This window comes from Pseudomonas sp. BS3767 (genome assembly GCF_900099665.1).
Lineage (GTDB): Bacteria > Pseudomonadota > Gammaproteobacteria > Pseudomonadales > Pseudomonadaceae > Aquipseudomonas > Aquipseudomonas cerasi.
This window is the reverse complement of sequence record NZ_FNCX01000007.1, coordinates 26,555-51,893: the sequence shown is the minus strand read 5'-3', so window position 1 is coordinate 51,893 and position 25,339 is coordinate 26,555. Positions and strand designations below refer to the sequence as shown.

Below are 25,339 nucleotides of genomic sequence, written 5' to 3'. Positions count from 1 at the left end.
AGGTTAAAGCAAGTCAGGCGCATGTCGCTCCCTGTAAAACAATACAGTGGAGATGCACGTTATGACCCGCAGGTCACTCCCGTCTGCATGCTTTACGATAATTTGCGTCGAGGGAACAGGCACTTGATCCTTGCCGACTGCTCTCTGCGAGGAAGCCTTCAAGGCAGCGAACCGGCCGCGAAGCAGCCGGTTTTACGAGGGCGGACGACTCAGCCGGCCAGAGTGAAACCCTTGCCGTCGAGATCCAGATTGGCGTTGTAGGCCTCATCCTGTGCGAACTGCGCTGACCACTTGTCCATCAATGCTTCGCGCGCCTGCTGCGGGGCATGCACCACACCGGAATGCACCACCTGCACATGCGGCGTCCATACCGTCAGGTAGCCGGCCTGCGCAGCCTTGAGGCAAAGATCGACATCGGCAAGCGCTTCGGCGAATAGATCTTCATCCAGACCGCCCACAGCGTTGTACAGCTCCTTGGCAATCATCAGGCAGGCCGATGACACGGCAGAGTAGTTCTGCTCGACCACCAGGCGCTGCATGTAGCCGGTGGCGGTCTTCGGCTCGCCGACAAACCCCGAACCCACGCCGCCATTCAGTCCCAGCACCAGACCGGCCTGAGTCACTGCGCCTTCGCCATTCACCAGCTTGGCGCCTACTACGCCCACTTCCGGGCGCTGCGCCTGGTTGAGCAGTGATTCGATCCAGCCGACATTGACGATCTGACTTTCGGCATCCAGCAGGATCAGGTATTCGCCACCGGCTTCCTGGCTGATCAGATTGCGCAGGGCCGCAGGGCTCATGCGCTGTTCGGCACGGAACACCCGCACGCGACCCGACACCTGCTCCTGCCGGTCAAGCCAGGTCGACAGTTCGGCAGAGGTGCTGGCGTTGTCACCGATCAGCACTTCATAACGCTGATAGCGGGTGCGTTGCAGAATGCTTTGCAGGCAGCGCTGCAATTCGGGCAGGTTGTCCTGGCTGTGCAGCAGGATCGAAACCACCGGCCGATGGGCGTGGCGATAATCGATCTTGTAGGTGCCAGGCTGCGCCGAGCTGACTTCCGCCTGATAACCGCGCTTGCCAAGATGGCGCTTGAGCGCTTTCTGTTCGTCCGGATTGTCTTTCAGTTCGGGCGCATCACAGATCAGCAACGGTTCGCTGAGATGGGCCAGACCGCTCATGCCGCCCTGCTCGATCAGACGCAGCAACAGATCGAATTCCAGCGCCTCGGGAAACTCGCGCGAGTAACCACCCGCCTCGACCAGCAACTCACGGCGCACCAGCCAGTGACGAGCCATCAATGCCGGCAGGCTTTGCAGCAGATCAAGGTTGAAGCCGGGACGGAACACCGGGGTCAGTGTGCCATTGGCTTGACGCTGAATCTCGTCCACGGCAACAGCCCGGCATTGCGCCGCATCGATCAGCTCGGCGCTGGCCAGCAGCAGACCGCTGCGGGTGAACTCTTCGCCGGCCCGTGCCAGCATCAGCCAGTCGCTGGGTGACTGCTTGACGACCTGGTTGATCTTGTCGACGTAGTTGCTTTCGGTGACTTTCACAAAGTGCAGGGTATTGTGCAGCGCGGTCACCGCTGGCAATTCCCCGGTGGTGAACACCACCACCCTGAAGGCCTTGTAGTGACTGTTGATCAGGCTGTCGAACGTGGCCTGCAGCTTGAAGACGTCCGCGTCCAGGTCCAGCAGCAAGATACCGATCTGCGACCCGGCCGGTTTGCTGGCGAGCCTGTCGCTGATCTGCTTGAGGGCCTCAGGCGCCGGATCGCGCGAATCGAGCCAGTTGAGCAGTCGACCGGAAGCCATGCCATCGAACAGCCGACCGTTGTCGAAACCGGATGCCGCCTGCAGACGCTGGCTCCAGGCCGAAACCATTTCGATCTGCTTTTCACTGTCCTTGCCTTTGCTGCTGATCAACTCCGCGATCAGGCTCTGCACGACACCCAGGTTAAAAGCGTAGGTTTCGTAGGCATACCACAGGCGGCTGATGCGCGCTTCAGCATCCGGGTTGCTCTGCTCGCGCAACAATTCAGCCTGCTTGAGCAGCACCGCTTCCAGCCCTTCCAGCTGCAAACGACCCGCTGGCATGATGTGGATCAGGAATTCGATTTTGGCCAGCTCATCGAACAACGCCTGGTTGTAGAACGGCATTTCGACAAACTGACGAGGCTCGAACAGCGCGTCCGATTGCTCAAGGCCGACATTCCACACCGCGCTGATGATTTTCTCATCGCCCTGGAAAGCCTGGGTCTTAAGGCATTCGCCCATGACTGCAAGGCCAGCCTGGATCTTTTGCAGGCCCTGTGCGCCTTCAAAGCCCGAGCCTTCGCCGAGCAGCGCGACCAGTTTTTCGGCGAATGCGTCGCGGGCGGCCCTGGCTTTGGGATCAGTGTGTCTGACGGCTGCGGCAATGGCGGTGCCGTGACGTAGCTCGACCTGCTTGCCCGAGGTGAAGTGCAGTGCATAAGGGATTGGCAGGATGCGCAGGCGGGCCGCAGCAACCAGGTAGTTCATGTGGCCGATTTCCTGCCAGTGCGGCTCGGTGTCATCGGCAACCGAGGTGAACCACTGCTGCGCCAGTTCCGTGCGCGTCACTGCGCTGAGCAGCGACAGACTTTCGCTCATGAAACCCAGAACCCGCTCGCCCGCATCATCTGCGGCATAGTCTTCGCAGGTTTTGCGATCGCGGCGGAAATAGTCCACCTGACCGACCTGCGCCTGATAGCTCAGGCTGTAGCCCTGACAGGCACCGTAGGTCGGGTTGGCCTCAAGAAAGCTCAGCGCTGCGCGCAGTGCATCAGGCAGCAAAAAACTGTCGACCGGAGCCTGGACCACGAAGGGTGTGGTCACCTGTTTGAGCCCCTCTGCGACCCTGACGCCAAGGCTGGCATTGACCAGCGCGTCACTCTGCAGGTAATGCAAGCCAGCGCTCGCGGCAATTTCCGCATCAGGCTGGGCCGATGCATCGACCACTACCAGGTTGCACGGAAACTCGCTGTAATACTTCAAGGCGCGGCGCAGGAAGTCTGGCTGATCCCTGGCCATCAACAGCAGGGTCAGACGCTGATTCAAAGCGTTATGTTCATTTCCCGAATGGCTTTGCATGATCTTTCCTTATAACGAATCGATTGCGCCTTCAACCGCAGCGGGCGTTGAAGCAAGAGCGTAGCGTGACCGCGCCGGCAGGCAACCTGCTGGTGCGTGTTCAAACGGATCGGATCAGTCCGGCAACCAGCCGTTGGCCCAATATTGCAGGTTTTCGCCGCGCAACATGAAGTCGCGCAGTACTGTCTCGCGCAACTCGTCACCCATGCGGTAGCTGGCATTGGGGTCGGACAAGTGCATGCGGATTGCCTGCAACCATTCATCCGAGCTGTTGGTGTACACACGGGTCGCTGGCAGATGGCCCCGATACGCTTCGGTGTCGGAACAGATCACCGGGTAGCCGCAGGCGCCGTACTCAAGCAACCTGAGGTTACTTTTGCAGTCATTGAAAATATGGAATTCCAGCGGCGCCAGTGCCAGATCAAGGTTCAGGCTGGCGAGCTTGGCCGGGTAGGTTTTCAGGCTGACCCCCGGATGGAACTCATGGATGTAGGGCTTGAGCAGGTCCGGGCACATGCCGAAGAATACCCACTCGACTTCATCAGCCAGTTCGCGCACCACATCGACAATCAGCTCCAGGTCCCCGCGATGGCTGGTTCCGCCGCCCCAGCCGATACGCGGCTTGTCGGAGCTGCGACGCTGGCTCCTGAGATTGCTCCACAAATGCGTCGCCAGCATGTTCGGCACGACGCGAATATCGCTGTGCATGCCCGACAACGCCTCGGCCAGCGGGTGAGTCGAGACCACCACGCGATCACACAGACCTATGCCCTTGCGCAGCATGGCGCCGATATTGTCCGGCATGTTGCGCTTGTGCTCATTGCGCTCGGGGACATCGGCGATGTAGTCATCGAGCTCGAAAATACGCATGGCATTGGAGTAGTTCTTTGCCAGCTCGATGTCCGGGACCTTGGCTTCTGTGTACCGGCCCTGAAAGACGATGACATCTGGCGACTGGCGCTCGATTTCGACGGGCGTTGCGGTCTCGTAAGTCATCCGGCCAACCACCCGCCCGGCCGCCATCAACTCCAGCAGGGGCTGGCTGACCCGGTAGTGACCCACCGCCGAAGAGTTGACCGCCATACCGAAAATGAAAGGCAGATGGCGGGTGCAGAACGGACTCCAGCCCGCCAGCAGACCGGGATCGAGGGTGAACGACAGCGCCTCGTTGAGGTACAGGTTGGGATTGTAGGCCTGATCCCTGGCCATTTTCGGCAGCCACTTCTGAAAGAACGATTTCTGCTCGTCATCGAGCGCCTGGCGAGACGCCTCATTACGTTCAACGGCAGCAGGCTCGGCCAGTACCAGCGATGCATCCGGGGTGCCAACGATCAGGTAACCCTCGCGCCCGACGCGCATGCACAGGTCCAGGTCCTGCAGACCCTGCGTGAAGGTCGCCGCCTCCAGTGCGCCAACAGCGTCGAACACCTCCTTGCGCACCATCAGGCAATTGCCACTGACCGCGCTCCAGTTCTGGGTCAACTGCAGACGCTGCATGTAGCCGCTGGCCCCTGCGGGGAAATTGATGAACGGCCGACCGGCCAAGCCATCCATGCCCATGACCATGCCGGCGTACAGAATATTGCCTTGCGGATTGAGGATGCGTGGACCGACGATCCCGACCTCGGGACGCTGGGCATGGTGGATCAGCCCCTGCAGCCAGTCCGCCTGATGGATCAGGGCATAGGCGCTGAGCATCAGCAGATAATCACCACGCGCCTGACCGGCGGCATGATTCTGGGCGGTTGCTTCGCTGCCAGCCTCGGACAGGGAAACAATCCGCAGCTTGTCGCTGCCCAGCTCACTCATCGCCGTGAACCATGCACGCGCTTCGGCGCTTTCGCTGGCGTTGTCGACGATCAGGACTTCGTAATTCGGGTAGGTGGTGTTGCTGAGCAGACTGTCTATGCAGCGCTCCAGGGCGCCGAGTTGATCCCTGGCGGTGATGATGATCGAGACCAGAGGCAGCGACGGATGAACGTACTCGATGCGATTGAGCAACGGCAACTGATCGTGATGAATGACGTGCTCTCTGCCGATCCGCGACAGGTGGGCCGCAACCAGAGGTTCGCTGTGCTCGATGACACAAGGCAGTGACAGCCAGTCGGCGAATGCCAGACGCGACTCGACCTGCACTTCGGCGATGTGCTCGATGCTCTGCGGCCCTGCCCCCTCGACCAGACGCCAGATCACATCGTGCGGGGCGAGCTCATCGAAGGCCGGATCGAAACCACCCATGTCCAGCAGATTTCGCCGCTCGAACGCCAGCGTGCGCCCGACATAGGGATAGGCACGCAGCAGATCCAGGTTGAAGCCCGGTTTGAAAATAGGCTCTCTGGACTCGTCCTCAACCAGCGCGCCTTCGTCGCTGTAGACACACAGCAGACCGGGAGTCTGGGCAATACGCTCGGCCAGAATCAGCAGCGCCGGCTGCGTCAGCCGGTCACCGGCGCGCAACAGGTAGACCCAGTCGGCACTCTCCAGCAGTGGCAATACTTCGTTCAGCTGCCGAGCCCAGTCCGGCTGCAGAGAAAAACGCAGCACCTGCGGATCGTCGACACTGGCGTTGGTCAGTACCACCACCGAGTCTGCGGCATAGTCCTGTTCGGCCAGGCTGCGCAAGGTGATGTCGAGGGCTTCGGCATCACCCTGCTGATCGATGATCACCGGCACAATACGTGGCTGCCATGCCCAACTCACTATGCGTTGTTCGAGCAGCTTTTTTTGCGGCTCGGAAAACCGGCGGCAGGACAGCCATTCGGCGTACAGTTCGGCATAGCTGTCACTGGCACTGCCGACGCGGCTCATCATCACGCCCTGGCGACCCGCCATCACCCCGTAAAGGCCGACCTCGTCCCACTCGCGCGGCTCTTCGTGCGCGCGGCGCAGAGGCAGAAAACGTACCCAGCCCTGAGCCGGTGCGTCTTCGCCGCTGCGCGCCTTGAGCATTTCGTTCAGCCAGCCCCATTCGGTGGTGGCTTTCTGGTACATATCGCCCTGACTGCTGAAGCGCCCCGGGTGCAGGCGTTCGGTACTCTGGATGCTGTGCAGCACAACCAGATTGCCGCGCCGCAGCAGGCAGATGAACAGCGTGAAATCCAGCAGCGCAACGAAGCCTTGCGGCAGCGCAATGGACGGCAGGTATTCCTGCACATCGGCGCGACGCATCATCGCGCCACTGAAACCGCCCAGATAATTGCGCGGCGTGCGCTCGAAAATCGCCAGCATGTCCTCGCCCTTGAACACAGCGTCGTAAGGCACCAGACCAACGTTTTCCATGCGGGCCGGCAGGACATAGTCATCGACGTCCACCAGATGGCGTTTGCTGACGACGAGCTGGACATCCTTGTAGGTATCGAGGGTTTGCGCCTGATGCGCAACGCAGTAGTTATAGAGGCGGTCGTCATCGCAGAGAAACTTGATGTATTCGCCGCTCGCCTGCTCCAGACACTTGAGCAGATTGCCCTGAAATCCCAGGCGCTGAGGATTGCGCAGGTAACGGGCCCGGTCGCTGTCGGGAGCTACCAGCTCGTCGAAAATCGCCTTGATCTCGTCGCTACGGCAATCGTCACAGACGATGATTTCGAGATTGTCGTAGACCTGGTCGAGCGCACTTTGCAGCGCTGCGCGGAAGAAGCGCGAATTGAAGGCGGGAATGACAATACTGACGAGGGGGACTGAATTCACTATGACTGACTCGCGAGCGGCTGGGGGCCCTTCAGTCGAGTGGCCCCCCTCACCGCTGAAAAAAGACGGCGGATGCTCAACGTCAGAACTCAAAGCTGACTGAACAGGTTCAACTTGGATAGCATGGTAAACACCTGCTGAGAAGCGTCCAGCATGGTTTTCTGCAATGTAAGGCGGGTGGTCGCCTCGACGATGTCAGCGTTTACGTAAGTACCTTGCTCAGTAGTGTTGTTGCCTTTGAGCAGATCGTTGGTCGTACCTTGGGCGGTTGCCGCCAGCTGACGCGCGCCGCCACTGGAACGTGCCGTAGAAGCTTGTTCGATGGCGCTGCTCATGTTGCCCAGCGCAGAGTTCAGCGCTGCCGTCATATTCTGCGAGGCCACCAGGTTGCCATCGGTGGGCGTCGACAGGGCTTTGATCGCCGCTGTCAGCGTATTGAGAATGTTCTCGGTCTGGTGCGTGCCAGACTCGACGATGAACTGATCACCGGCAGCCGGTGTACCGCTGATATTGAAGTTCACACCGGAGGCGTTGGCCGTCGAGCCGGTCATGGTGCCGCTGGACACTGGCTTGCTGCTGGTGGTCAACGGCGCGGCGTACAGCTCGTAATCGGTCGGGCTGGTGAACTTGAGGATCGCGCCGTCTGTCGGGAAGGTATTGTTGAAAGCAGTCCGGTCCGCAGCGGTATTGCCCACGACAGAGCTGCTGACGGTCGCCGTTGACGTATTGCCGGCGCTGCGCGAGGTGGAAACACTGTCCGGTGTCGACGCCAGTTGATAGCTGCGATTGGCCAGCGCCGCATCTGCGGTAGCGTCCGAGACCCGGTCAGCGGCCGGCAGGTTGACGTTGAGCGTCATTTCCACGCCGCGGAAGGTAAACGTCTGGGCATCGAACGAGCCGTGGGAAAACTTGCCGCCAGTCGAGGTATCGGAACTCACGTCAGTGCCACTGGCATCAGTGATCTTGAATTGCGTACCGCTGAGAAAAGTCAGCGTATAGGGCTCGCCGCCCTGGTAGCTGGAGTTATAGGTCGGAGTGGACGTCACCAGGCCACTGCTGAGGCCGATCTTGCCGTCATCGGTTGCAGGCGAAAGCAGTGTGGCAGACGTACGGGTTGTGTTGACCGACTGCTCGAAGGCCTCGAAACCTGTCGTGTTGCTGGCCATGACCAAACCATCACCTACCGCCAGATTGACGCTGGTCTGGTCGCCCTTGTAGCTATAGGAGCCATCGGCGTTCAGCGAATACGGTGGCGTCGAGGCCTTGGAACCGGAAAATATGTACTGACCGTTAGGGTCCTGGCTGTTCATCAAGCCCAGAATCTGACTCTGGTACTGCTTGAGGGCCGAAGCCTTGGCGAGCCGGTCCGAGTCGGTAAACGCGCCACTGCCTGCCGATACGATCTGCTCCCGCGCAGCCTGCATCGTGTCGATGATGCTGGTCAGCGTGGTCTCGGTGGTCACCGCGTTGGTATTGATCGTGCCGATATTGGTTTCGTACTGGGTCAGCATGGAGTTCTGCTGCGCCAGTTGCAGTACGCGCGCGGCACCTACCGGATCATCGCCTGCGGTATTGAGCTTGATGCCGCTGGAGACCTCTTCGCTGGTCTTGTTCAGGTTCGAATAGTTACGCTGATAATTGGTGTTCGTGGATTCGAAGAACTGGGTAGTCGAGATACGCATGGCTCACGATTCCTTAAAGACTGTTGATCAGCGTGCTGAAAATGGTTTGTGCTGCCTTGATGATCTGCGAAGAGGCGGTGTAGTACTGCTGATACTTGATCAGGTTGGACGCCTCTTCGTCGAGCGATACACCCGAGACCGAGTCGCGTGACGATTTGGCCTGGCTGACAACGGCCGCAGTGGCGGTCACATCGTTCTTGCTCTGGCTCGCCAGCGTACCCACAACCGATACCGTATCTGCATACGAACCGGACAGGCTGGTGCCCACGCCACCGTTGACGACACCGACGGTCTTGGCGGTCTGCAGGCCGACCACTGCCAACGCGTTGCGGTTGTCGGACGAGCCGCCACCGGTCATGCCGATGCTGAACGTGTCATTGGCAACCGGCGAGCCGGAGATGGTCATTTCCAGCTGGAACGCAGTGCTGCTGCTCGGCGTCGTTGTGGTGTCGGTATAGCCGACGTTCAATTTGATCGTGTTGGCCTGGCCCTGGATGATCGAGCCACCAACGGCATTGCCGTTCTGGTCGAGCACCGCCCCGCCACTCGCATTGATCAGGGTGTAACTCTGCACGCCGGTACTGCTGACCGCACCCATCACCAGTTTCATCGGGGTGGAGTCTTTGAGCGCATTGCGCAGGTCAGCGGTCTGAGTGCTGTCGTAGATATCCGACTTGGTGTTCAGCACCGGCTGGGTGAAGCCACCAGTACCGGAGTTGCTGGATCCCGCCGTTGCCGTCAAGGGCGCGGCCGCTGCAATATCCTTGGCGTCGGTCAGAACCACCGAGATCCCCGACGCGCCAGTGCGGGTCGGGATGACCTTGAAACTGTCACCGGCTGCCAGCGTATTGCCGTTGAGGCTCACACTGAAGCCATCGAACTGTTTGGGCGGATTGTCAGCCAGCGAACCGGCACCGACGCTCTCGCCGTTGGGCAGACGACGTACGGTGAAATTCGACGAGTCGCTGAACGTCACTTCATAATCGTTGGCGGTCAGCTTGCTGGTGTCGCCAATGGTGACGTTGAGGTTGCCGGAGCCGACACTGTTGGTGGTTTTGCCGATGCTGCGCTGGGTAATGGCTTCGGCACTGTTGATGCTGGAATACAGGTTCGAACCGAAATTGCCCTTGCTGTCGATGCCCTGGTTCATCTGGCTGTTGACCTGGTCCGACAATACCATCGCGGTACGGCCCAGTTCGTTGGTCGCAGGCACCAGCACTTCGTTGCGGTAACGCAACAGACCACCGATCGAGCCGCCAGTGAGCACTGAGGTCACATCGGTCTGGGTCTGGCCGTAGGCAACCTGCACGTTGTACTGCAACGGATCGGACGGGCTCGGGCTGGCCGACATCTTGTAGGACGTGCCGCCACTGACCAGTGATTGTCCGGTACCGGTATAGATGTCGAAGTTACCGTTGTTCTCGACCACTTTCACACCGACCAGCTCGTTGAGCTGACGAACCGCTTCACTGCGCGAGTCAAGCAGGGTGTTCGGCGTGGCGTTGCCCGCAGACGCTTGTGTGATCTGCTTGTTCAGGCTCGCCAGGGTGGTGGTCAGCTCGTTGACCTGTTTGGTGAAGGTGTTGAGCTGCGTGTTGACGTTATCGTTCTGCGTGGACAACTGCGACGAAACCGAGTTGAAGCGTGCGCTCAACGCGCCAGCCTGGGTCAGGAACGACGAGCGTTCGGCCGACTGCGTGGCGCTGGTGGCGATGCCCTGCATCTTGGTGAAGAAGTCCGCCAATTGCACGGAGATCCCCGTCGCATTGTCTGACAGTAATGTATCGGTCTTGCTGGCCTGACCGGAATAAGCCACTGCATCCGCGCTGAGGGCGGTGCTCGATTGCAATTGGGTGTCCAGATAGCTGTTGTAGATGCGACGTACGTCCGACAGCGTAGTGCCGGTACCGATGTAGCCTACACCCTGACCAAGAGCGATCTGCGCCGAAGCCGTGGTCAGCACCTGCTGACGCGAGTAACCCGCGGTATCCACGTTGGCCGTGTTGTTACCGATGGTGTTGATCGCGGCACTGCTGGCATTGATACCTGAGAGCCCAATTGAAATCAGCGACATGAGTCAAACCTTATAAAGTCGTGGAAGAGCCCGCTGCAGCGGCGTAAGTCTGGTAACTCTTCATCTGCTTCGCAATCTGCGAAATCTTGCTGGCATAGTCCGGGTCAGTGGCGTAACCGGCCTTCTGCAATTCTTTTACAAACTGTTCCGGTTTATCGGCCGAATTGACCACTTCTTTATAGCGGCTGTTGTTCTGCAACAGACTGACCAGGTCGTGGAAGCTGTCGGCGTAGGAATCATAGGAACGGAAATCCGCCGCTTCCTTGACCATCTTGCCGTCGCGGAACTCGCTGGTGATCGCACGCGCTTCGGCACCCTTCCAGCTGCCCGCCGCCTTGATGCCGAACAGGTTGTGACTGCTGCTACCGTCCTGCTGACGCATGATCGATTTGCCCCAACCGGTTTCCAGTGCCGCCTGCGCCACCAGCATGACCGGGTCGACGCCGATACGCGCTGCGGCTTCCTTGGCCAGTGGCAACATGGTTTCGACGAACTGATCGGCGTTGCTGAACGCGCGCTTGGCCGGTGCCAGCGGTGGCTGGGCCATGGAGCGCACGTATTCCGGCGCGGGGGCCAGGTTCGGATCGAGTGTCCAGTCGCCGTTGTTGCCTGAAGTACCGGCTGTCGCACGAGCCGGCACCGGGCTGTTGCTGACGGCTGTGGTGGCAGAAGGCACGATGCCGGCCAGCAGACGATCGGTGAGTTTGGCGGGCAGCGACAGACGACGCGCATTGAGCAGCGCCATGTCGTTGCGCCCTTCTCCGGACGCCGAGGCCGCAGCCGCCGCCTGATCGGCAGCCGCCGAGCGCGTGGCCCACAACGGACGCTGATAGACGCTGGTCGCCAGACCGGTCTTGGCCGGCGCAGCGTCAGTAGCGGCCGTTGCAGCGTCGGTCGTATTGACCGGCGCAGCGTGGTTTATCCCCTTGTCTTTCGACAATTGGCGCATCAGCACGTCCTGCAAACCGATACCGTTGCCACGGGTGGACAGCGTGACCGCCAACTGCTGGTCATACATATCCTGATACTGCCGCGTGGCCGGGGTGTTCATCGGATTGTCCTTGGCCAGCACTTCGTTGGCCGAGCGCATGGCCTTGAGCATCTGGCTGACGAACAGCGACTCGAACTCGCGGGCCACCTTCTTCTGGTTTTCCACACTGTCCTTGTCGCCATGCTTCAGCGACGCCAGACGGTTGACGTCGGTGTAGGCACCCGAATCGACCGCCGACGAAATTCCGCTCTTGGGCATATCCATGCTCGAATCCTCAGATCACGATCAGGTCGGCTTGCAACGCGCCGGCCTGCTTAAGGGCTTCGAGGATGGCCATCAGGTCACCGGGCGCAGCGCCCACCTGATTGACCGCGCGAACGATCTCATCCAGCGTGGTGCCTGGACCGAACTTGAACATCGGGTGCAGTTCCTGCTGGGCGTTAACCCGCGAGCGAGGCACTACCGCCGTCTGTCCGCCGGACAATGCGCCCGGCTGGCTGACGATCGGGTCTTCGGTGATGGTCACGGTCAGGCTGCCGTGGGTGACGGCGGCAGGTGAAACCTTGACGTTCTGGCCGATGACGATGGTGCCGGTCCGCGAATTGATGATGACCTTGGCAGCGGTCTGGCCCGGATCGATTTCCAGGTTTTCCAGAATCGACAGGTAATCCACACGCTGGCTTGGGTCGAGCGGCGCAGTCACGCGCACCGAACCACCGTCCAGCGCCTGAGCGACGCCAGGGCCAAGCATGTCGTTGATCTTGTCCACGACGCGCTTGGCAGTGGTGAAGTCGGAGCGATTCAGGTTCAGCGTCAGGGTGTTGCCCTGGTTGAAGCCGCTCGGTACAGCGCGTTCTACCGACGCACCACCGGGGATTCGACCCGACGACGGAACGTTGACGGTAATCTTCGAGCCGTCACGGCCTTCCGCGTCGAAACCGCCGACCACCAGGTTGCCCTGAGCGATGGCGTAAACGTTGCCGTCGACACCTTTCATCGGTGTCATCAACAGCGCACCACCGCGCAGGCTTTTGGAGTTACCGATCGAGGAAACAGTGATATCGACCGTCTGGCCCGGTTTGGCGAACGCTGGCAAATCTGCGTACACCGCAACCGCCGCGACGTTTTTCAGCTGCACGGTGCCCGAACCCGACGGCACCTTGATGCCGAACTGCGACAGCATGTTGTTGAAGGTCTGCAGGGTGAACGGGGTCTGGGTGGTCTGGTCACCTGTACCGTTGAGACCCACGACCAGACCGTAACCGATCAACTGGTTGGCCCGTACGCCGGAGATGCTTGCGATGTCCTTCAGACGCTCGGCATGCACGCCGAACGCTGTGGACAACAACAAGGTCGCCGCTATCAGTTGCTTGAGCTTGATCATGTCTATCCCGCTATCAGAAAGGGAACAACGGGCTGAGGAAGAACCGGTCGAACCAGCCTGGCTGGCTGGTATCGGCAAAGGCTCCGGTCCCCGAATAGGTAATACGTGCATCGGCGATACGGGTGGACGACACGGTATTATCGGTCGCGATGTCGTCAGCCCGGACCAGGCCGGCAATCCGCACCAGTTCGTCACCGGTATTGAGGGTCATCCACTTCTCGCCACGCACCGCCAGAATGCCGTTGGGCAGCACATCCGCAACCGTCACGGTGACCGAGCCGGTCAGACTGTTGCTCTGTGCGGCCTTGCCATCACCCTTGGTAGTCCGCGCGCCGTTGTAACCAGCGTTCAGGCTCAGGTCGTTACCGCCAATCGGGTTGTTGGTGGTCAGACCCGAACCGAACAGCGAGGTCAGACCAATGCTGTTGGTGCTGTCCTTGGTCATCGCCGAAGTGGCCGCCTTGCTCGCCGCCATACGCTCGGAAAGCGTGATGGTGATGATGTCGCCAATACGGAAGGCCTTGCGGTCGCCGTACAGGTTCTGCTCGAAACCGGCCTGATAGATGGCGCCATTGTTGGCAGCCGCCGACATGGGCGTACGCGGCAACACCGGAGCGTAATAAGGGTCATTGGGCTTGGCCGTCGGCGCAACACAGCCGGACAGCAGGGTGATCCCGCACAATGAAGCGATCAACACTGAAAAACGCGGAACACTAAGGCGGTTCATGACACTTGAAACCTCGCGGTGTAACAGGCGCTTATCAGGCGCCCCATCGGATTGAGCGGTTCTACGAGCAGCGACATCAAGGACTTACAGGTTCTGAGTCAGGTTTTGCAGCATCTGGTCAGCGGTCGAGATCACTTTGGAGTTCATCTCGTAGGCGCGCTGGGTAGTGATCATGTTGACCAGTTCCTCAACGGTGCTGACGTTGGAGTTTTCAAGGGTGTTCTGCAGGGTCGGGCCAAGGCCGTTAAGGCCAGGGGTGCCGATCTGCGGCGCGCCGCTCGAACCGGTTTCCAGGTACAGGTTGCCACCGATGGCCTGCAGGCCGGCGGGGTTGATGAAGTCGGCGGTCTGGATATTGCCGATGATCTGCGGCGTAGCGGTTGCGCCTGCCAGCGTGACGGAAACAGTACCGTCCTGACCGACCGTAAAAGTCTGGGCGTTCTGCGGAACAACGATCGCAGGCTCGAGGGCATAACCGTTGGCCGTGACGATCTGGCCGTTGGCGTCGAGGTGGAACGTACCGTCACGGCTGTAGGCAATGGTGCCGTCCGGCTGGGTCACCTGAAAGAAACCACGACCGTTGACCGCCAGGTCCAGCGGGTTGTTGGTGGTCTGCAGGCTACCGGCAGTGAAGTTCTTCTGCGTGCCGACAATACGCACACCGGTACCCAGTTGCAGGCCGGAAGGCAGTTCGCTGTCCTGAGTGGACTGGGCACCCGGCTGGCGTTTGATCTGATACAGCAGGTCCTGGAACTCGGCCCGGTCACTCTTGAAACCGGTGGTCGAGACGTTCGCCAGGTTGTTGGAGATGGTGGTCAGGTTGGTGTCCTGAGCGGCAAGACCGGTTTTGGCGACGTATAGTGCAGGAAGCATGTGTGTTCTCCTCGAGCGCCGGTTTGTCGGCGCAAGCTGTCATTGATTAGCCAAGTTGCAAGACGCGAGCCATAGACTGATCGTCTTCTTCGGCGGTCTTCATCATCTTGACGTGCAATTCGAATTGACGGGACAAGGCCAGTACCGAGGTCATTTCCTCGACCGCATTGACGTTGCTCGCCTGCAGAAAGCCGGACTCGACCTGAACGGTGGCATCTGCATCGGCAGGCCGGCCGGTCTTGGTGTGGATCAGGCCATCAGGGCCCTTCTCCATGGTCTTCAGGTCAGGCTTGACCAGCTTGATGCGGTCGACCTGCGCCATCACCTGAGGACTCTCGCCCAGCGAACGAATACTGATCGTGCCGTCGGCGCCGATCTCGATCTGCTGCTGAGGCGGCACGGCAATCGGACCGCCGTTGCCCATAACCGGCAAACCACTGCCGTCGCGCAACACGCCCAGGGCATCGATGTTCATGCCGGAACTGCGGGTGTAGGCTTCACCGCCGTCGGGCGTCTGCACTGCGATCCAGCCATCACCCTTGACGGCGATGTCCAGCTCACGACCGGTCTGCACCATCGCACCGGCGGAAAAGTCGGTCCCGGGACGCTCGCTCATGGCGTAGGCTCGCGACGGCATGACCTCGCCAAACACCGGCATCGAGCGGGCCTGTTCCAGGTCACGCATGAAACCGTTGGTCGAGACGTTTGCCAGGTTGTTGGCATGAGCCTTTTGCGCGATCGCGTTTTCGGATGCACCGCTCATTGCGACGTAAAGCAACTTGTCCACAGTCTTCCTCCTCCGACAGACGCTTGCCGCCTGTAGCTGTTCTGAAAGGGTTAAAGCAATTTTTGAACCAACTTGTCAGGCTCGATACAAATGCCTGATTAGCCAGTAAAAACTGGCGATCGCCGATGGCTTGAGGAAAGAGCGCCAACCAATAGCGGCGGTGGACTGCCGCCTGCCGCTTGCCAGACAGGAAACACCGCCAAAAAAACTTCATCGAACTGCGCCGAGAACCGGATCGACAGTGATAATCTTGCCGACACCGCAACCGTGACCGGGAACCGTCATGCCTTTTCGTGCGTGCATCATCGGTATCGCGAGCGCGAGCCTGATGACCTTTGCCCTGCTCTCTCAGGCCGCTCCCGCCCACTATTACAAATGGCAGGGCGACAGCCGGATCGTCTGCGCCCAGGCCAGCCCGGGCCCAGGCTGGAAACGCTTGAAAGGCCACTTCATCAAAGCCGACTGCTCGATCTGATCAGGTCGACTGGATCAGCGTCTGCATCAGCGTCACTTCGGTGGATATCGCCTTGGAGTTGGCTTGATAGGCCGTCTGGGCCTGGATCAGCGCAATCAGCTCATCGGCCAGCACGACGTTCGAACCTTCCAGTGCGCCACTGACGATGCTGCCCAGCGTACCGACGCCCGGCACATCATATTCAGCCACTCCGGAATCGGCAGTGGCGGTCCAGCGTGTATCGCTACGCGGCTGCAAGCCATGCGGATTGGCGAAACTGGCGAGCATCACCTGACCGATATCTTTAGTCATGCCATTGGTAAACCCCGCACGCAGAATGCCGTCCCGGCCAACGTCGAGGCTTTTCAATTCCCCTGCCGAATGGCCATCCACGTATGCGGCGGAGCGCGAACTGGCAGCGTTGTGCTGAAGCAGATGGGTGAAGTCGATGGTGATGCCGTCAGCGCTGCCAGCCGCCCCATTGGATATCCAGCGCTCGCGACCGGTGCCAGGATCAACCGCCATCACAGGCGACCAGCCCGTGAGCTTCAGCTGATCGCCATTGCTGCTCAGGCCCGGACTGCCGGTCAACGACGCGACGGCGCCATGGGAATCGAAGACGATGTTTGCCGTCAGCGGCGTGGTGGACCCGGAGTTCTGCGGGTTTCGATCGTCGATCAGTACGTGCAGGCGCCAGCTGTTGGTGCCGTCCTTCACGAAATATTGTTTCAGCTCATGGGTGTTGCCCTGACTGTCAAAGATCTGGTTACCGAACATCCTGCTGTAGGTGTTCAGATCTGCGGGGTTGAAGTGCGGAACCGGCCGATGCATGACCGTATCGCCCGGGTCGAGCAGACTGGCCCCGGCGTCGCTCAACGGCAACGAAACAGCCCCGCCGTTCAGGGAGCCATTTGCCGCCCAGGCGCCATTGATCTGCGCGGCAGGCACCCAACCCTGCAAGGCAAACTCGGTGTCCGAAAGCTTGCGCAGATGCTGATCATTGCCGCTGTACGACAGGGAACCGTCAGGCTTCAGCTCAAGGCTTACCTGCAACGGCGCTACGCTGTCGGGATCCACCGGGTTGCGCCCGTCCACCAGTACATACATCGACCACTGATCAGCCTCGGTCTTGACGAAATACTGCTTCAGTTCATGGTCGGATGCGGGCACCGGAGTGATCCCCACATCCTGGATGGTCCGGGTGGCAACCCGTGTATAGGTCGCGGGGTTGTCCGGGTCAAAGGTCGGCAAGCGGGCGAGTGACGGCAGCGAGGCATCCAGATTGATGGTTTCGGCCACCCGGGTCGTGGCCCGAGCACCGACGTTGGACGTATCGATCTGCAAGTCCGTGCGGATACCACTGGCAATCTCGCCCTTGTCGTTTGCGGCATAACCCTGCAAACGCCCACCATCGCTGTCGACGACAAAGTTGGCAGCATCCTTCAGAAAGGCGCCGGCCCGGGTATAGGCCAGTGAACCCTGATCACTGACCACAAAAAAACCGTTACCCTGAATACGCATATCCAACGCATTGCCGGAACTGATCACGGTTTCACCCTGATTGAAATTCTGCTGCACCGAAGCAAGTCGTACGCCATCCCCGACAGCGTGCTGCCCGGCCCCCAACTGTGCGGACGCATATAGAGCAGAAAACTGCGCACGAGACGACTTGAACCCCAGGGTGCCGACGTTGGCAATATTATTACCCGCTACTTCCAGTCGTTTATTGGCAGCCTGAATACCGCTGATCGCTGTATTGAATGACATGAGAACTCCCTTGCCATAAAGGCAATTCATAGAGGAGTTTTATTCTCACACCATCGTGCGTAGGAAGTTTCCAAGTAGGCTGAGGGAGTAATCCGTAACTTTCAGCACTAAAAAAGACATGACAAAATACTTTGCAGACAACCATAAAAAAGCCCCTTTTTACAGGGGCTCTTTCAGCACGTATCAAACAACGCGTATTACGTCATCTGAATAGTGGTCTGCATGATGGTGCTTTGGGTGGAAATGGTCTTGGCGTTAGCCTGATAGTTGCTCTGCGCCTTGATCAGGTTAACCAGTTCCATGGTCAGGTCGACGTTGGACTCTTCCAGCGCCTGACCGGTGATGTAACCCAGCGTACCCGACTGTGGTGCGCCGCTCACCGGTACACCGGAAGCGAACGTTTCACGCCAGTTGGTGCCGCCGGCCTGCGCCAGACCCTGCACGTTGGCGAAGCTGGTCAGCGAAGTCTGACCGATCACCTGCGACTTGCCGTTGGTATAAGTGGCGAACAGGTTGCCGCTCGAGTCAACGTTCATGCCGCTCAGCTGGCCAGTGGCGTAGCCATTCTGATCCTGTTTGAGCAGACCGGATACCGAAGCGGTCTGGGTAGTGCTCGACATGTCCAGCTTGATCGAAGCAGCGCCCGTCGCACCGTTGGCTGCCCAGGTAGCTGTCGTGCCAGTACCGACCTGCACGCCAGGCACCCAGTTGGTCACGGCGAATGTACCGTCAGCATTGAACTTGATGTTGGCGCTGTCGGTAGGAACAGAGCCGCCGGCAGTGGTCACCAGATTGCCCGAGGAGTCGAATGTCAGGTTATTCTTGTCCGGCGTGGTGGACGTCGGATCGGAAATGCTGCGCCCGTCCATCAGAGAATACATCGACCAGGCATTGGTGCCGGTCTTGACGAAATACTGATCCAGGGTATGCGCATTACCCTGAGTGTCGTAAGTCGGGGTGCTGTACTTGACGTTGTAGCTATTGGTGTCGGTGGCATCGAACGTCGAAACGGTCGGCAGCGCGGTTGTCGAGTTCAGGTTGGCGGAGTTGGTGATTGTGGTCGTCGCCTTGGGCTCCAGGTTGGACGCGTTCACACGCAGATCGCTGAGCGCGCCAGTCACCACTGAGCCATTGGCGTCAACGTTGTAACCCTGCAGCTTCATGTTGCTGCTGTTGACGACATAGCCTTCCTTGTCGGTGTGGAATGCACCGGCACGGGTATACAGCTTCTCACCGTTATTACTGAGCATGAAGAACCCGTCGCCATTGATGGCAAGGTCCAGACTGTTGGCTGTTCCGGTGGTCAGACTGCCCTGGGAGAACTGCTGGGAAACCGCAGCGGTAGTCACGCCACTGCCGACGCTGGTATTGCCGGAAGTACCGCGAATCGACTGAGCATATTGATCAGCGAACTCGGCACGTGACGATTTGAAACCGGTTGTCGCGACGTTGGCAATGTTGTTGCCGGTAACGTCGAGACTTTTGTTTGCAGCATAGAGCCCACTAAGGCCGATATTGAAAGACATGTTTCACTCCTGCGCCGTAGCGGCTCTACAATCCGATAGTTTGAACTTTGGACAGGGCGACACTGCCGCTGGCCAGGTTAAGCGTTGTTTCTGCGCCATTGACACCCAGCGTGACACTGTTGACCGTGGCGGGCAGGTAAGTTGAAAACTGCGTGTTCTTGCCTTCCACCGAGCCTTCAGCCTTGAAGCTGTAAGTGCCCGATGGCAGCTGGGTACCGCTTGAGTCCGTACCGTCCCAGGCAAAGCTGGTGGTACCGGCTTTTTGCGTGCCCAGGTCGACACTGTCGACCAGATTCGATTGCGCGTCGTACACCTTGACGGTCGTCAGCGAGCTTTCGCCCGGCACCACGATCGAACCGGTCAGGCCTTTGGTGGTATCGACCGAAGTACTGCTCGCATCAATGATCACCGAGCGACCGACCAGTGACGAGGCCTGCAAGGCCTGCGACGACTTGTAGCTGCTGGCGATCGTATCCACCGTCGACGTCAGGTTCTGCATGCTTTCAAGGCTGCTGAACTGCGCCAGTTGCGCCACGAACTGCGTGTTGTCCTGCGGGTCCAGAGGATTCTGGTTCTTCATCTGCGTGACCAGCAGTTGCAGAAACGAATCCTTGCCCAGCGTGCCGGTAGAGTCCGTCTTGGTCGGCGTCGGGTTCTGCAGCGTATTCAGGAATGTCGATGAAACGCTGGTTGCTGAGGTGTTATCAACGGCCATAACTTTCGCCTTCTATCACTGACCGAGGGTCAGAACCTTCTGCATCATGGATTTAGCGGTGTTCATGATTTCTGCGTTGGTCTGGAAAGACCGGCTGGCAGAAATCATGTCGGCCATTTCTTCCACGACATTGACGTTGGGGTAATAGACATACCCGTCCTTGTCAGCGGAAGGATGATTGGGCTCGTAACGTGCTTCCAGGTTCGAGCTGTCTTCGATGATGCCGTTGACCTGAACGCCCTGCCCGGCTTCGCCTTGGTCCTGGAACAGCGAACCACCTGTGGACTGCTGACCCTGCATCACGGTGGCGAACACCGGGTGACGGGCGCGGTAGGTCTGGTCCATGCTCGAAGACACGGTCTCGGCGTTGGCGATGTTACTGGCCGTGGTGTTCAGACGCGTGGTCTGGGCACTCATGGCGCTACCGGCAATGTTGAACACATTGGCTAGTGACATGAATTATTCTCCGCGAAGGGCTGCAACCAGCCCCTTGAACTTGCTGTTGAGCAATGTGAAGCTGGCCTGGAAGCCCATGGCGTTCTCGGTGTAGCTGGCCTGCTCGACCTGGGAATCAACGGTGTTCTGGTCCAGCGAAGGCTGCGACGGCGTGCGATACATCAGCGTACCGTCGTCATTGCCCATGCCCTCTGCTTCGATATGACGGCTGTTGGTCTTGTTCAGCGCGAAGTGACCGTTCTGGACCTTGTCGTTTTCGGCAGCCAGCACCGACGAGAAGTCCAGATCGCGAGCCTTGAAGTTCGGGGTGTCGGCGTTGGAGATGTTGTTGGCCAACACCTCTGCACGCTGAGCCCGGAAGTTCAGAGCCTTTTCATGTATGCCTAGCGCTTTATCGAAGCTGATGCTCATTTCGGGAAACCTTTGCCGGTTGACCTGATTCTGTTGTTACTGACAAAGCAATCGGCGTGCCATGTTGTAAAAGCCAATGATTGCGGGGGCCGTAGGCAGCGGTGAGGCGGCAATGCCAGAAAAGCGGCAAGGCATTTCCGCTGTGGAGGGGCAAAGCGGCAAGGTGGGTGCCGTTTTTTTGCCAGTATGGGGGCAGCGTTGGCGAATCTCGTATCTGCACTACAGGATTGTGGTGATGACCGATACACTCAAGCGCACAAGGATTGGGAATTGGAAAGGAGCTTCATCTTGGTCGACTCAATAGGCATTCACAACAACTCGGTCATTAACACCGCGAAAGCTGTGGCGTCCCCCGCCACCTCACCCTCCCCCCGTGCCCCTTCTGCCACCTCAAACAAAGCGCAGGACTCAGGCAAACTTTCTTCTCTTTCTGTGCAACTCAGCGAAAGCGCGACGCGTGCGGCGTCAAGAGATGCGAGCCTTGATCATGATGCACTGGGGGCGAAAGCAGCTGAGAAGCTTGACCAGATCATTGGCCGAAGCTACGACGTCAACAAGGCTAAAAATGATGCCGAGGTGCCTGACACGACTGATCCCGAACTGCTGGCACACGCGAAAAAAGCAACTCAATTCGTGAACGGCGGTAGAGAGAATCCTTTCGCAGGCATGGCTAGAGATCAAAGCTTATTTGGCGACAGTGCATCAGCTACCGACGCACCCGCCACCGAATGAAAGTCCGGGCGGTTTTCGATCATTTCCGCCCGGACAGCGCTTTCAATCAGAGACCCAGCTCACTCAAACCCGGGTGATCATCCGGTCGGCGCCCCAATGGCCAATGGTATTTGCGCTCGGACTCGGCGATCGGCAAATCGTTGATGCAGGCAAAGCGCCGCTGCATGAGGCCGTTTGCAGCGAACTCCCAGTTTTCGTTGCCATACGAACGGAACCAGTTGCCGGAGTCGTCATGCCATTCATAGGCATAGCGCACGGCTATGCGGTTATCCGTGAATGCCCAGAGCTCCTTGATCAGCCGGTAGTCCAGTTCCTTGCGCCACTTGCGTTCCAGAAAGGCCTGAGCCTCTGCGCGGCCATTGATGAACTCGCTGCGGTTACGCCAGTAGGTGTCTTCGGTGTAGGCCAGCGCAACTTTAGCCGCATCGCGAGAGTTCCAGCCATCCTCGGCGCCACGGACTTTCTGGACAGCCGTCTCCAGGGTAAAGGGTGGAAATGGCGGTCTTCCTTTATCACTCATACCAGCGTCCTCAGAACGGTTTGTAGGGCAGAAATTTTCCATCGAGGGTGATCACGGCTCGCTCGCCCCCTTCCGGATCTTCGACTTTCTTGATGTCGAGCTTGAAGTTGATTGCGCTGATGATGCCGTCGCCGAACTGCTCATGCACCAATGCCTTCAGCGTTGTGCCGTAGACCTGAACCATTTCGTGGAAGCGATAGATCGTCGGGTCACTGGAGACGTCTTCGACATTGCCGCGCAACGGGATGGTTTGCAGTTCGGCGACCGCATCCCTGTCCAGCCCGAGACGCTCGGCGACCACCTCGGCCACCGCTTCCGGCAAAGGGTGCTGACCGAGCAACGCAGCGGTGACATACACCACGCTCAACCCCGTACCTTCTGCGAGCCCTGCCCAGGTCAGGTTCTTTGCAGTCTTGGCCTGCAGCACACGTTCAGTCAGATGCTGGCGCGGCGCTCTGGAAATATTGCTGTGCGGCATAGGTAACCCTCCGGAATGAATTCACGTCAATCACAGCATCGGCAACTATCACCATAAGATCCAAGACTGATTTATGATCATCGCCATAACCCTGACTTATGGTGATGCCATGCTGTTACGCCATATACGTTATTTGCTGGCGGTCGCCGATCATGGCAATTTCACCCGGGCGGCCGAGGCCCTGCATGTCTCGCAACCGGCGTTGTCGCAACAGATCAGGCAGCTGGAAAGCAGCCTGGGTGTGCAACTGTTCGACCGCACCCGCCGCAGCGTCGTGCCGACCGATGCCGGCCGCGTGTATCTGGACCACGCGCGTCGCTGCCTGCTTGAGCTGGAGGCCGGGAAGCGTGCGCTCAACGATGTCAGCGACCTGTCACGCGGACACTTGCGCCTCGGCGTCACGCCCACCTTCAGTGAATACCTGATAGCGCCGCTGATCGACCGCTTCAGCGCGCTGTATCCCGGCGTGGCAATCATCCTCACGGAGCTGCCTCTGGAGCGGATCACCGAGGCATTGATCAGTGACTCGCTCGATCTGGCCATCGGTTTTGCCGGCAGTCATGCCGTCGAGATAGACAGCCAGCCTCTGTTCGATGAACAACTGTGCCTGGTCATGGCCAAGTCTGCCCCCGAAAAACAGACCGTGCTGACACTTGAGGACCTGCAAACGCTTCGCTTTGCCTTGCTCGCCCCCGGATTCGCCACTCGCCAATTGCTGGATGCCTGGTGCCATACGCAGAACTTCAAGCCGACGGTCGGCCTCGAGGCGAACTCGATTGCCATTTTGCTCAAGGTCGTTGCCCAGGGCCGCATGGCGACCATTCTTCCCGATGCCATCGTTCGCGAGCAGCCTGGGTTGTGCGAAGTTCAGACGATCCCTGCCTTGCCCGGGCGGACGGTTGCGCTGCTGCGGCGTAAAAACGGCTACCAGAGCGCCGCCGCCAACGCTTTTGCAAAACTGGTGAGCAACAGTACGCAAACATGAACCGGTGGGCAGACGATCAAAGCTGTTTTCAGCCGCGCACAAAAAAAGAGACCCGAAGGTCTCTTTTTTCATCTCAGGCAACTGACAGACCGTCACTTGGCCTTATAGATGATCCCGGGGCTGCACTGAACCATCTGGTAGTGATCCGGCAAACCATTGAGTGCTTCGGAAGCCCCCAGAAACAGGTAACCGCCTGGCTTGAGCGTACCGTGGATACGCAGCAGGATGTCTTTCTTCACTTCAGCGGAGAAGTAGATCAATACGTTACGGCAGAACACGATGTCGAATTTGCCCAGCGAGGCGTAGCTGTCGAGCAGGTTGAACGAGCGGAACTCCACACGACTCTTGATCGGCGCCTTGACCACCCAGCGGCCCGGGCTTTTAACGTCAAAAAAGCGCTGCAGACGATCCGGCGACAGGCCGCGACCGATGGCCAGACTGTCGTATTCGCCGGTCTTGCAGTTATTGAGCATCAAGCCCGACAGATCGGTTGCGACGATCTGCACGCCCGATTTGAGTTGACCCTGATTGGCACGCTCGAACTCGTCGATGGACATCGACAGCGAATACGGTTCCTGACCCGATGAACAGGCGGCCGACCAGATACGCAGTCGCTGACCAGGGCTGGCCTTGATCTGCTCGGGCAGCACCTTGTTCTTCAGCACTTCGAACGGATAGGTGTCGCGAAACCACAGGGTTTCGTTGGTGGTCATCGCATCGACGACCTGCTCGCGCAAACCACTGCGCGGCTGGGTCTGAATACGCTGGACCAACTCGCCAAGCGACTTGATGCTTTGCTGCTCCATCAATTTGTTGAGGCGGCTGGACACCAGGTACTGCTTGTTTTCCCCAAGCAGAATGCCACAGGCTTTTTCCAGAAATACCCGGAACTGATCAAAATCCAAATTACCCGTAGACAAAGTGCCGCCTCTCAAATCATGTGAATCACCGGGGACGACGCCCCCGGCTGGTTATTCTGCTGCATTGATCCGCGCAACGACCCTGGCCGCCAGATCATCAGGCCGGAATTTCGCGAGAAAGTCATCCGCGCCGACTTTCTTGACCATCGCCTGGTTGAATACCCCTGACAACGAGGTATGCAAGGTGATGTGCATCTTCTGCATGCGTGGATCATTACGTATTGCTGCGGTAAGGGTATAGCCATCCATCTCCGGCATTTCAATGTCGGAGATCATCATCAGGAACTCTTCTTCAGGCTTTTTGCCTTCTGCGACCATATTGAGCAGGTAGTCCAGCGCCTGACGACCATCGTTGAGCGCGACGACCTCCACCCCGACGGTTTCCAGGCAGCGGCTCACTTGCTTGCGGGCCACCGACGAGTCATCGACCGTCAGCACGCGCATGGAGACAGCCTTGTGCTGAACCTCGGCGTCAATGACACCGACCGAGATTTCTTCGGACACTGGCGCGACTTCGGCGAGAATTTTCTCGACGTCGATGATTTCCACCAGTTGGTTATCAACCCGGGTGACGGCGGTCAGGTAATGATCGCGCCCGGTGCCCTTGGGTGGTGGATGAATCTCTTCCCAGTTCATGTTGACGATGCGTTCGACAGAATGCACCAGAAAGCCCTGAACCTTGGTGTTGTACTCGGTAATGATGACGAAGGAGTTAACCAGCGAAATCATCCCTGTGGATCCTGTCGCCATTGCCAGATCCATGATCGGGATCGTGCCGCCACGAATATTGGCCACGCCCCGAACGATCTTGCTCGATTTGGGCATGATGGTGAGTTTCGGGCATTGCAGTACTTCTTTCACTTTGAAGACGTTGATCCCATAGAGCTGCTTGCCGTCGAGACGGAACAAGAGCAGCTCCAGGCGATTCTGACCCACCAGCTGAGTTCGCTGGTTTACCGAATCCATTACACCTGCCATGCCGAACCCCCTTACAAAATGACCGCCGCCCAGACACCAGATCAACAAGCGGCACGGGCTTTGCTATTTATTACGT

The 25,339-nt window shown here is 58.9% G+C and carries 21 protein-coding genes; 3 read left to right on the top strand and 18 right to left on the bottom strand.

Annotation, left to right across the window (positions count from 1 at the left end; all coding sequences use genetic code 11):
• Positions 1 to 209: 209 nt before the first annotated feature.
• From BLR16_RS19295 to BLR16_RS19255, 9 genes are all read right to left on the bottom strand, one after another.
• Positions 210 to 3,116 carry a TIGR00180 family glycosyltransferase gene (locus tag BLR16_RS19295; RefSeq protein WP_092194474.1) on the bottom strand — a complete coding sequence of 969 codons (2,907 nt, stop codon included), beginning with the start codon at positions 3,114 to 3,116 and terminating at the stop codon, positions 210 to 212.
• Between the two features lie 114 nt (positions 3,117 to 3,230).
• Positions 3,231 to 6,803, bottom strand: coding sequence for a glycosyltransferase (locus BLR16_RS19290; protein WP_058397990.1), 3,573 nt, complete (start codon positions 6,801 to 6,803; stop codon positions 3,231 to 3,233).
• Between the two features lie 89 nt (positions 6,804 to 6,892).
• The gene (locus tag BLR16_RS19285) at positions 6,893 to 8,485 is read right to left on the bottom strand and encodes a flagellar hook-associated protein 3 (RefSeq protein ID WP_003370095.1); all 1,593 of its coding nucleotides are present in this window, start codon (positions 8,483 to 8,485) and stop codon (positions 6,893 to 6,895) included.
• Between the two features lie 13 nt (positions 8,486 to 8,498).
• Positions 8,499 to 10,559, bottom strand: coding sequence for a flagellar hook-associated protein FlgK (flgK, locus tag BLR16_RS19280; protein ID WP_003436083.1), 2,061 nt, complete (start codon positions 10,557 to 10,559; stop codon positions 8,499 to 8,501).
• A gap of 10 nt (positions 10,560 to 10,569) precedes the next feature.
• The gene (gene flgJ, locus BLR16_RS19275; protein ID WP_092194473.1) at positions 10,570 to 11,814 is read right to left on the bottom strand and encodes a flagellar assembly peptidoglycan hydrolase FlgJ; all 1,245 of its coding nucleotides are present in this window, start codon (positions 11,812 to 11,814) and stop codon (positions 10,570 to 10,572) included.
• 10 nt (positions 11,815 to 11,824) lie between these two features.
• Positions 11,825 to 12,934, bottom strand: a complete 1,110-nt coding sequence (locus tag BLR16_RS19270; protein WP_003436081.1) for a flagellar basal body P-ring protein FlgI — start codon at positions 12,932 to 12,934, stop codon at positions 11,825 to 11,827.
• A gap of 13 nt (positions 12,935 to 12,947) precedes the next feature.
• Positions 12,948 to 13,661 (bottom strand): flagellar basal body L-ring protein FlgH, encoded by a 714-nt coding sequence (gene flgH, locus BLR16_RS19265; RefSeq protein WP_003370084.1) that lies wholly within the window; start codon positions 13,659 to 13,661, stop codon positions 12,948 to 12,950.
• Positions 13,662 to 13,745: 84 nt separating this feature from the next.
• Positions 13,746 to 14,534 carry a flagellar basal-body rod protein FlgG gene (gene flgG, locus BLR16_RS19260; protein ID WP_003412455.1) on the bottom strand — a complete coding sequence of 263 codons (789 nt, stop codon included), beginning with the start codon at positions 14,532 to 14,534 and terminating at the stop codon, positions 13,746 to 13,748.
• A 46-nt stretch (positions 14,535 to 14,580) separates the two neighbouring features.
• Positions 14,581 to 15,321, bottom strand: coding sequence for a flagellar basal body rod protein FlgF (locus BLR16_RS19255; RefSeq protein WP_003370079.1), 741 nt, complete (start codon positions 15,319 to 15,321; stop codon positions 14,581 to 14,583).
• Positions 15,322 to 15,604: 283 nt separating this feature from the next.
• Here BLR16_RS19255 and BLR16_RS19250 point away from each other — a divergent pair, with 283 nt between their 5' ends.
• Positions 15,605 to 15,796, top strand: a complete 192-nt coding sequence (locus BLR16_RS19250) for a hypothetical protein (RefSeq protein ID WP_032609907.1) — start codon at positions 15,605 to 15,607, stop codon at positions 15,794 to 15,796.
• Here the strand turns inward: BLR16_RS19250 and BLR16_RS19245 are convergent, their stop codons facing one another.
• From BLR16_RS19245 to flgB, 5 genes are all read right to left on the bottom strand, one after another.
• Complete coding sequence (locus BLR16_RS19245) at positions 15,797 to 17,542, bottom strand: flagellar hook protein FlgE (protein WP_074808700.1); 1,746 nt, start codon at positions 17,540 to 17,542, stop codon at positions 15,797 to 15,799.
• Positions 17,543 to 17,739: 197 nt separating this feature from the next.
• On the bottom strand, positions 17,740 to 19,068 hold the full coding sequence (gene flgE / locus BLR16_RS19240) for a flagellar hook protein FlgE (protein ID WP_092194472.1): 1,329 nt from the start codon (positions 19,066 to 19,068) through the stop codon (positions 17,740 to 17,742).
• Between the two features lie 25 nt (positions 19,069 to 19,093).
• Positions 19,094 to 19,783 (bottom strand): flagellar hook assembly protein FlgD, encoded by a 690-nt coding sequence (gene flgD, locus BLR16_RS19235; protein WP_003370069.1) that lies wholly within the window; start codon positions 19,781 to 19,783, stop codon positions 19,094 to 19,096.
• Positions 19,784 to 19,798: 15 nt separating this feature from the next.
• Positions 19,799 to 20,239: a flagellar basal body rod protein FlgC gene (flgC, locus tag BLR16_RS19230; protein WP_002554316.1), complete on the bottom strand. Its 441-nt coding sequence runs from the start codon at positions 20,237 to 20,239 to the stop codon at positions 19,799 to 19,801.
• Positions 20,240 to 20,242: 3 nt separating this feature from the next.
• Entirely contained in the window at positions 20,243 to 20,650 is a 408-nt protein-coding gene (gene flgB, locus BLR16_RS19225; protein ID WP_003370068.1) for a flagellar basal body rod protein FlgB, read from the bottom strand.
• Between the two features lie 288 nt (positions 20,651 to 20,938).
• On the opposite strand from flgB, the gene BLR16_RS19220 reads away from it, so the two are divergent.
• Entirely contained in the window at positions 20,939 to 21,382 is a 444-nt protein-coding gene (locus tag BLR16_RS19220) for a hypothetical protein (RefSeq protein ID WP_074808697.1), read from the top strand.
• A gap of 46 nt (positions 21,383 to 21,428) precedes the next feature.
• Here BLR16_RS19220 and BLR16_RS19215 read toward each other — a convergent pair whose 3' ends face one another.
• Together BLR16_RS19215 and cynS are read right to left on the bottom strand one after the other, a co-directional pair.
• Complete coding sequence (locus BLR16_RS19215) at positions 21,429 to 21,902, bottom strand: nuclear transport factor 2 family protein (RefSeq protein WP_003370064.1); 474 nt, start codon at positions 21,900 to 21,902, stop codon at positions 21,429 to 21,431.
• Positions 21,903 to 21,912: 10 nt separating this feature from the next.
• The gene (gene cynS / locus BLR16_RS19210) at positions 21,913 to 22,380 is read right to left on the bottom strand and encodes a cyanase (protein ID WP_003370061.1); all 468 of its coding nucleotides are present in this window, start codon (positions 22,378 to 22,380) and stop codon (positions 21,913 to 21,915) included.
• Positions 22,381 to 22,453: 73 nt separating this feature from the next.
• Between cynS and cynR the strand changes: the two genes are divergently transcribed.
• Entirely contained in the window at positions 22,454 to 23,365 is a 912-nt protein-coding gene (cynR, locus tag BLR16_RS19205) for a transcriptional regulator CynR (protein ID WP_003436073.1), read from the top strand.
• Between the two features lie 92 nt (positions 23,366 to 23,457).
• Here cynR and cheR read toward each other — a convergent pair whose 3' ends face one another.
• Positions 23,458 to 24,285, bottom strand: a complete 828-nt coding sequence (cheR, locus tag BLR16_RS19200) for a protein-glutamate O-methyltransferase CheR (RefSeq protein WP_003347319.1) — start codon at positions 24,283 to 24,285, stop codon at positions 23,458 to 23,460.
• Positions 24,286 to 24,336: 51 nt separating this feature from the next.
• Complete coding sequence (locus tag BLR16_RS19195; protein ID WP_003436070.1) at positions 24,337 to 25,263, bottom strand: chemotaxis protein CheV; 927 nt, start codon at positions 25,261 to 25,263, stop codon at positions 24,337 to 24,339.
• Between the last annotated feature and the right edge of the window lie 76 nt (positions 25,264 to 25,339).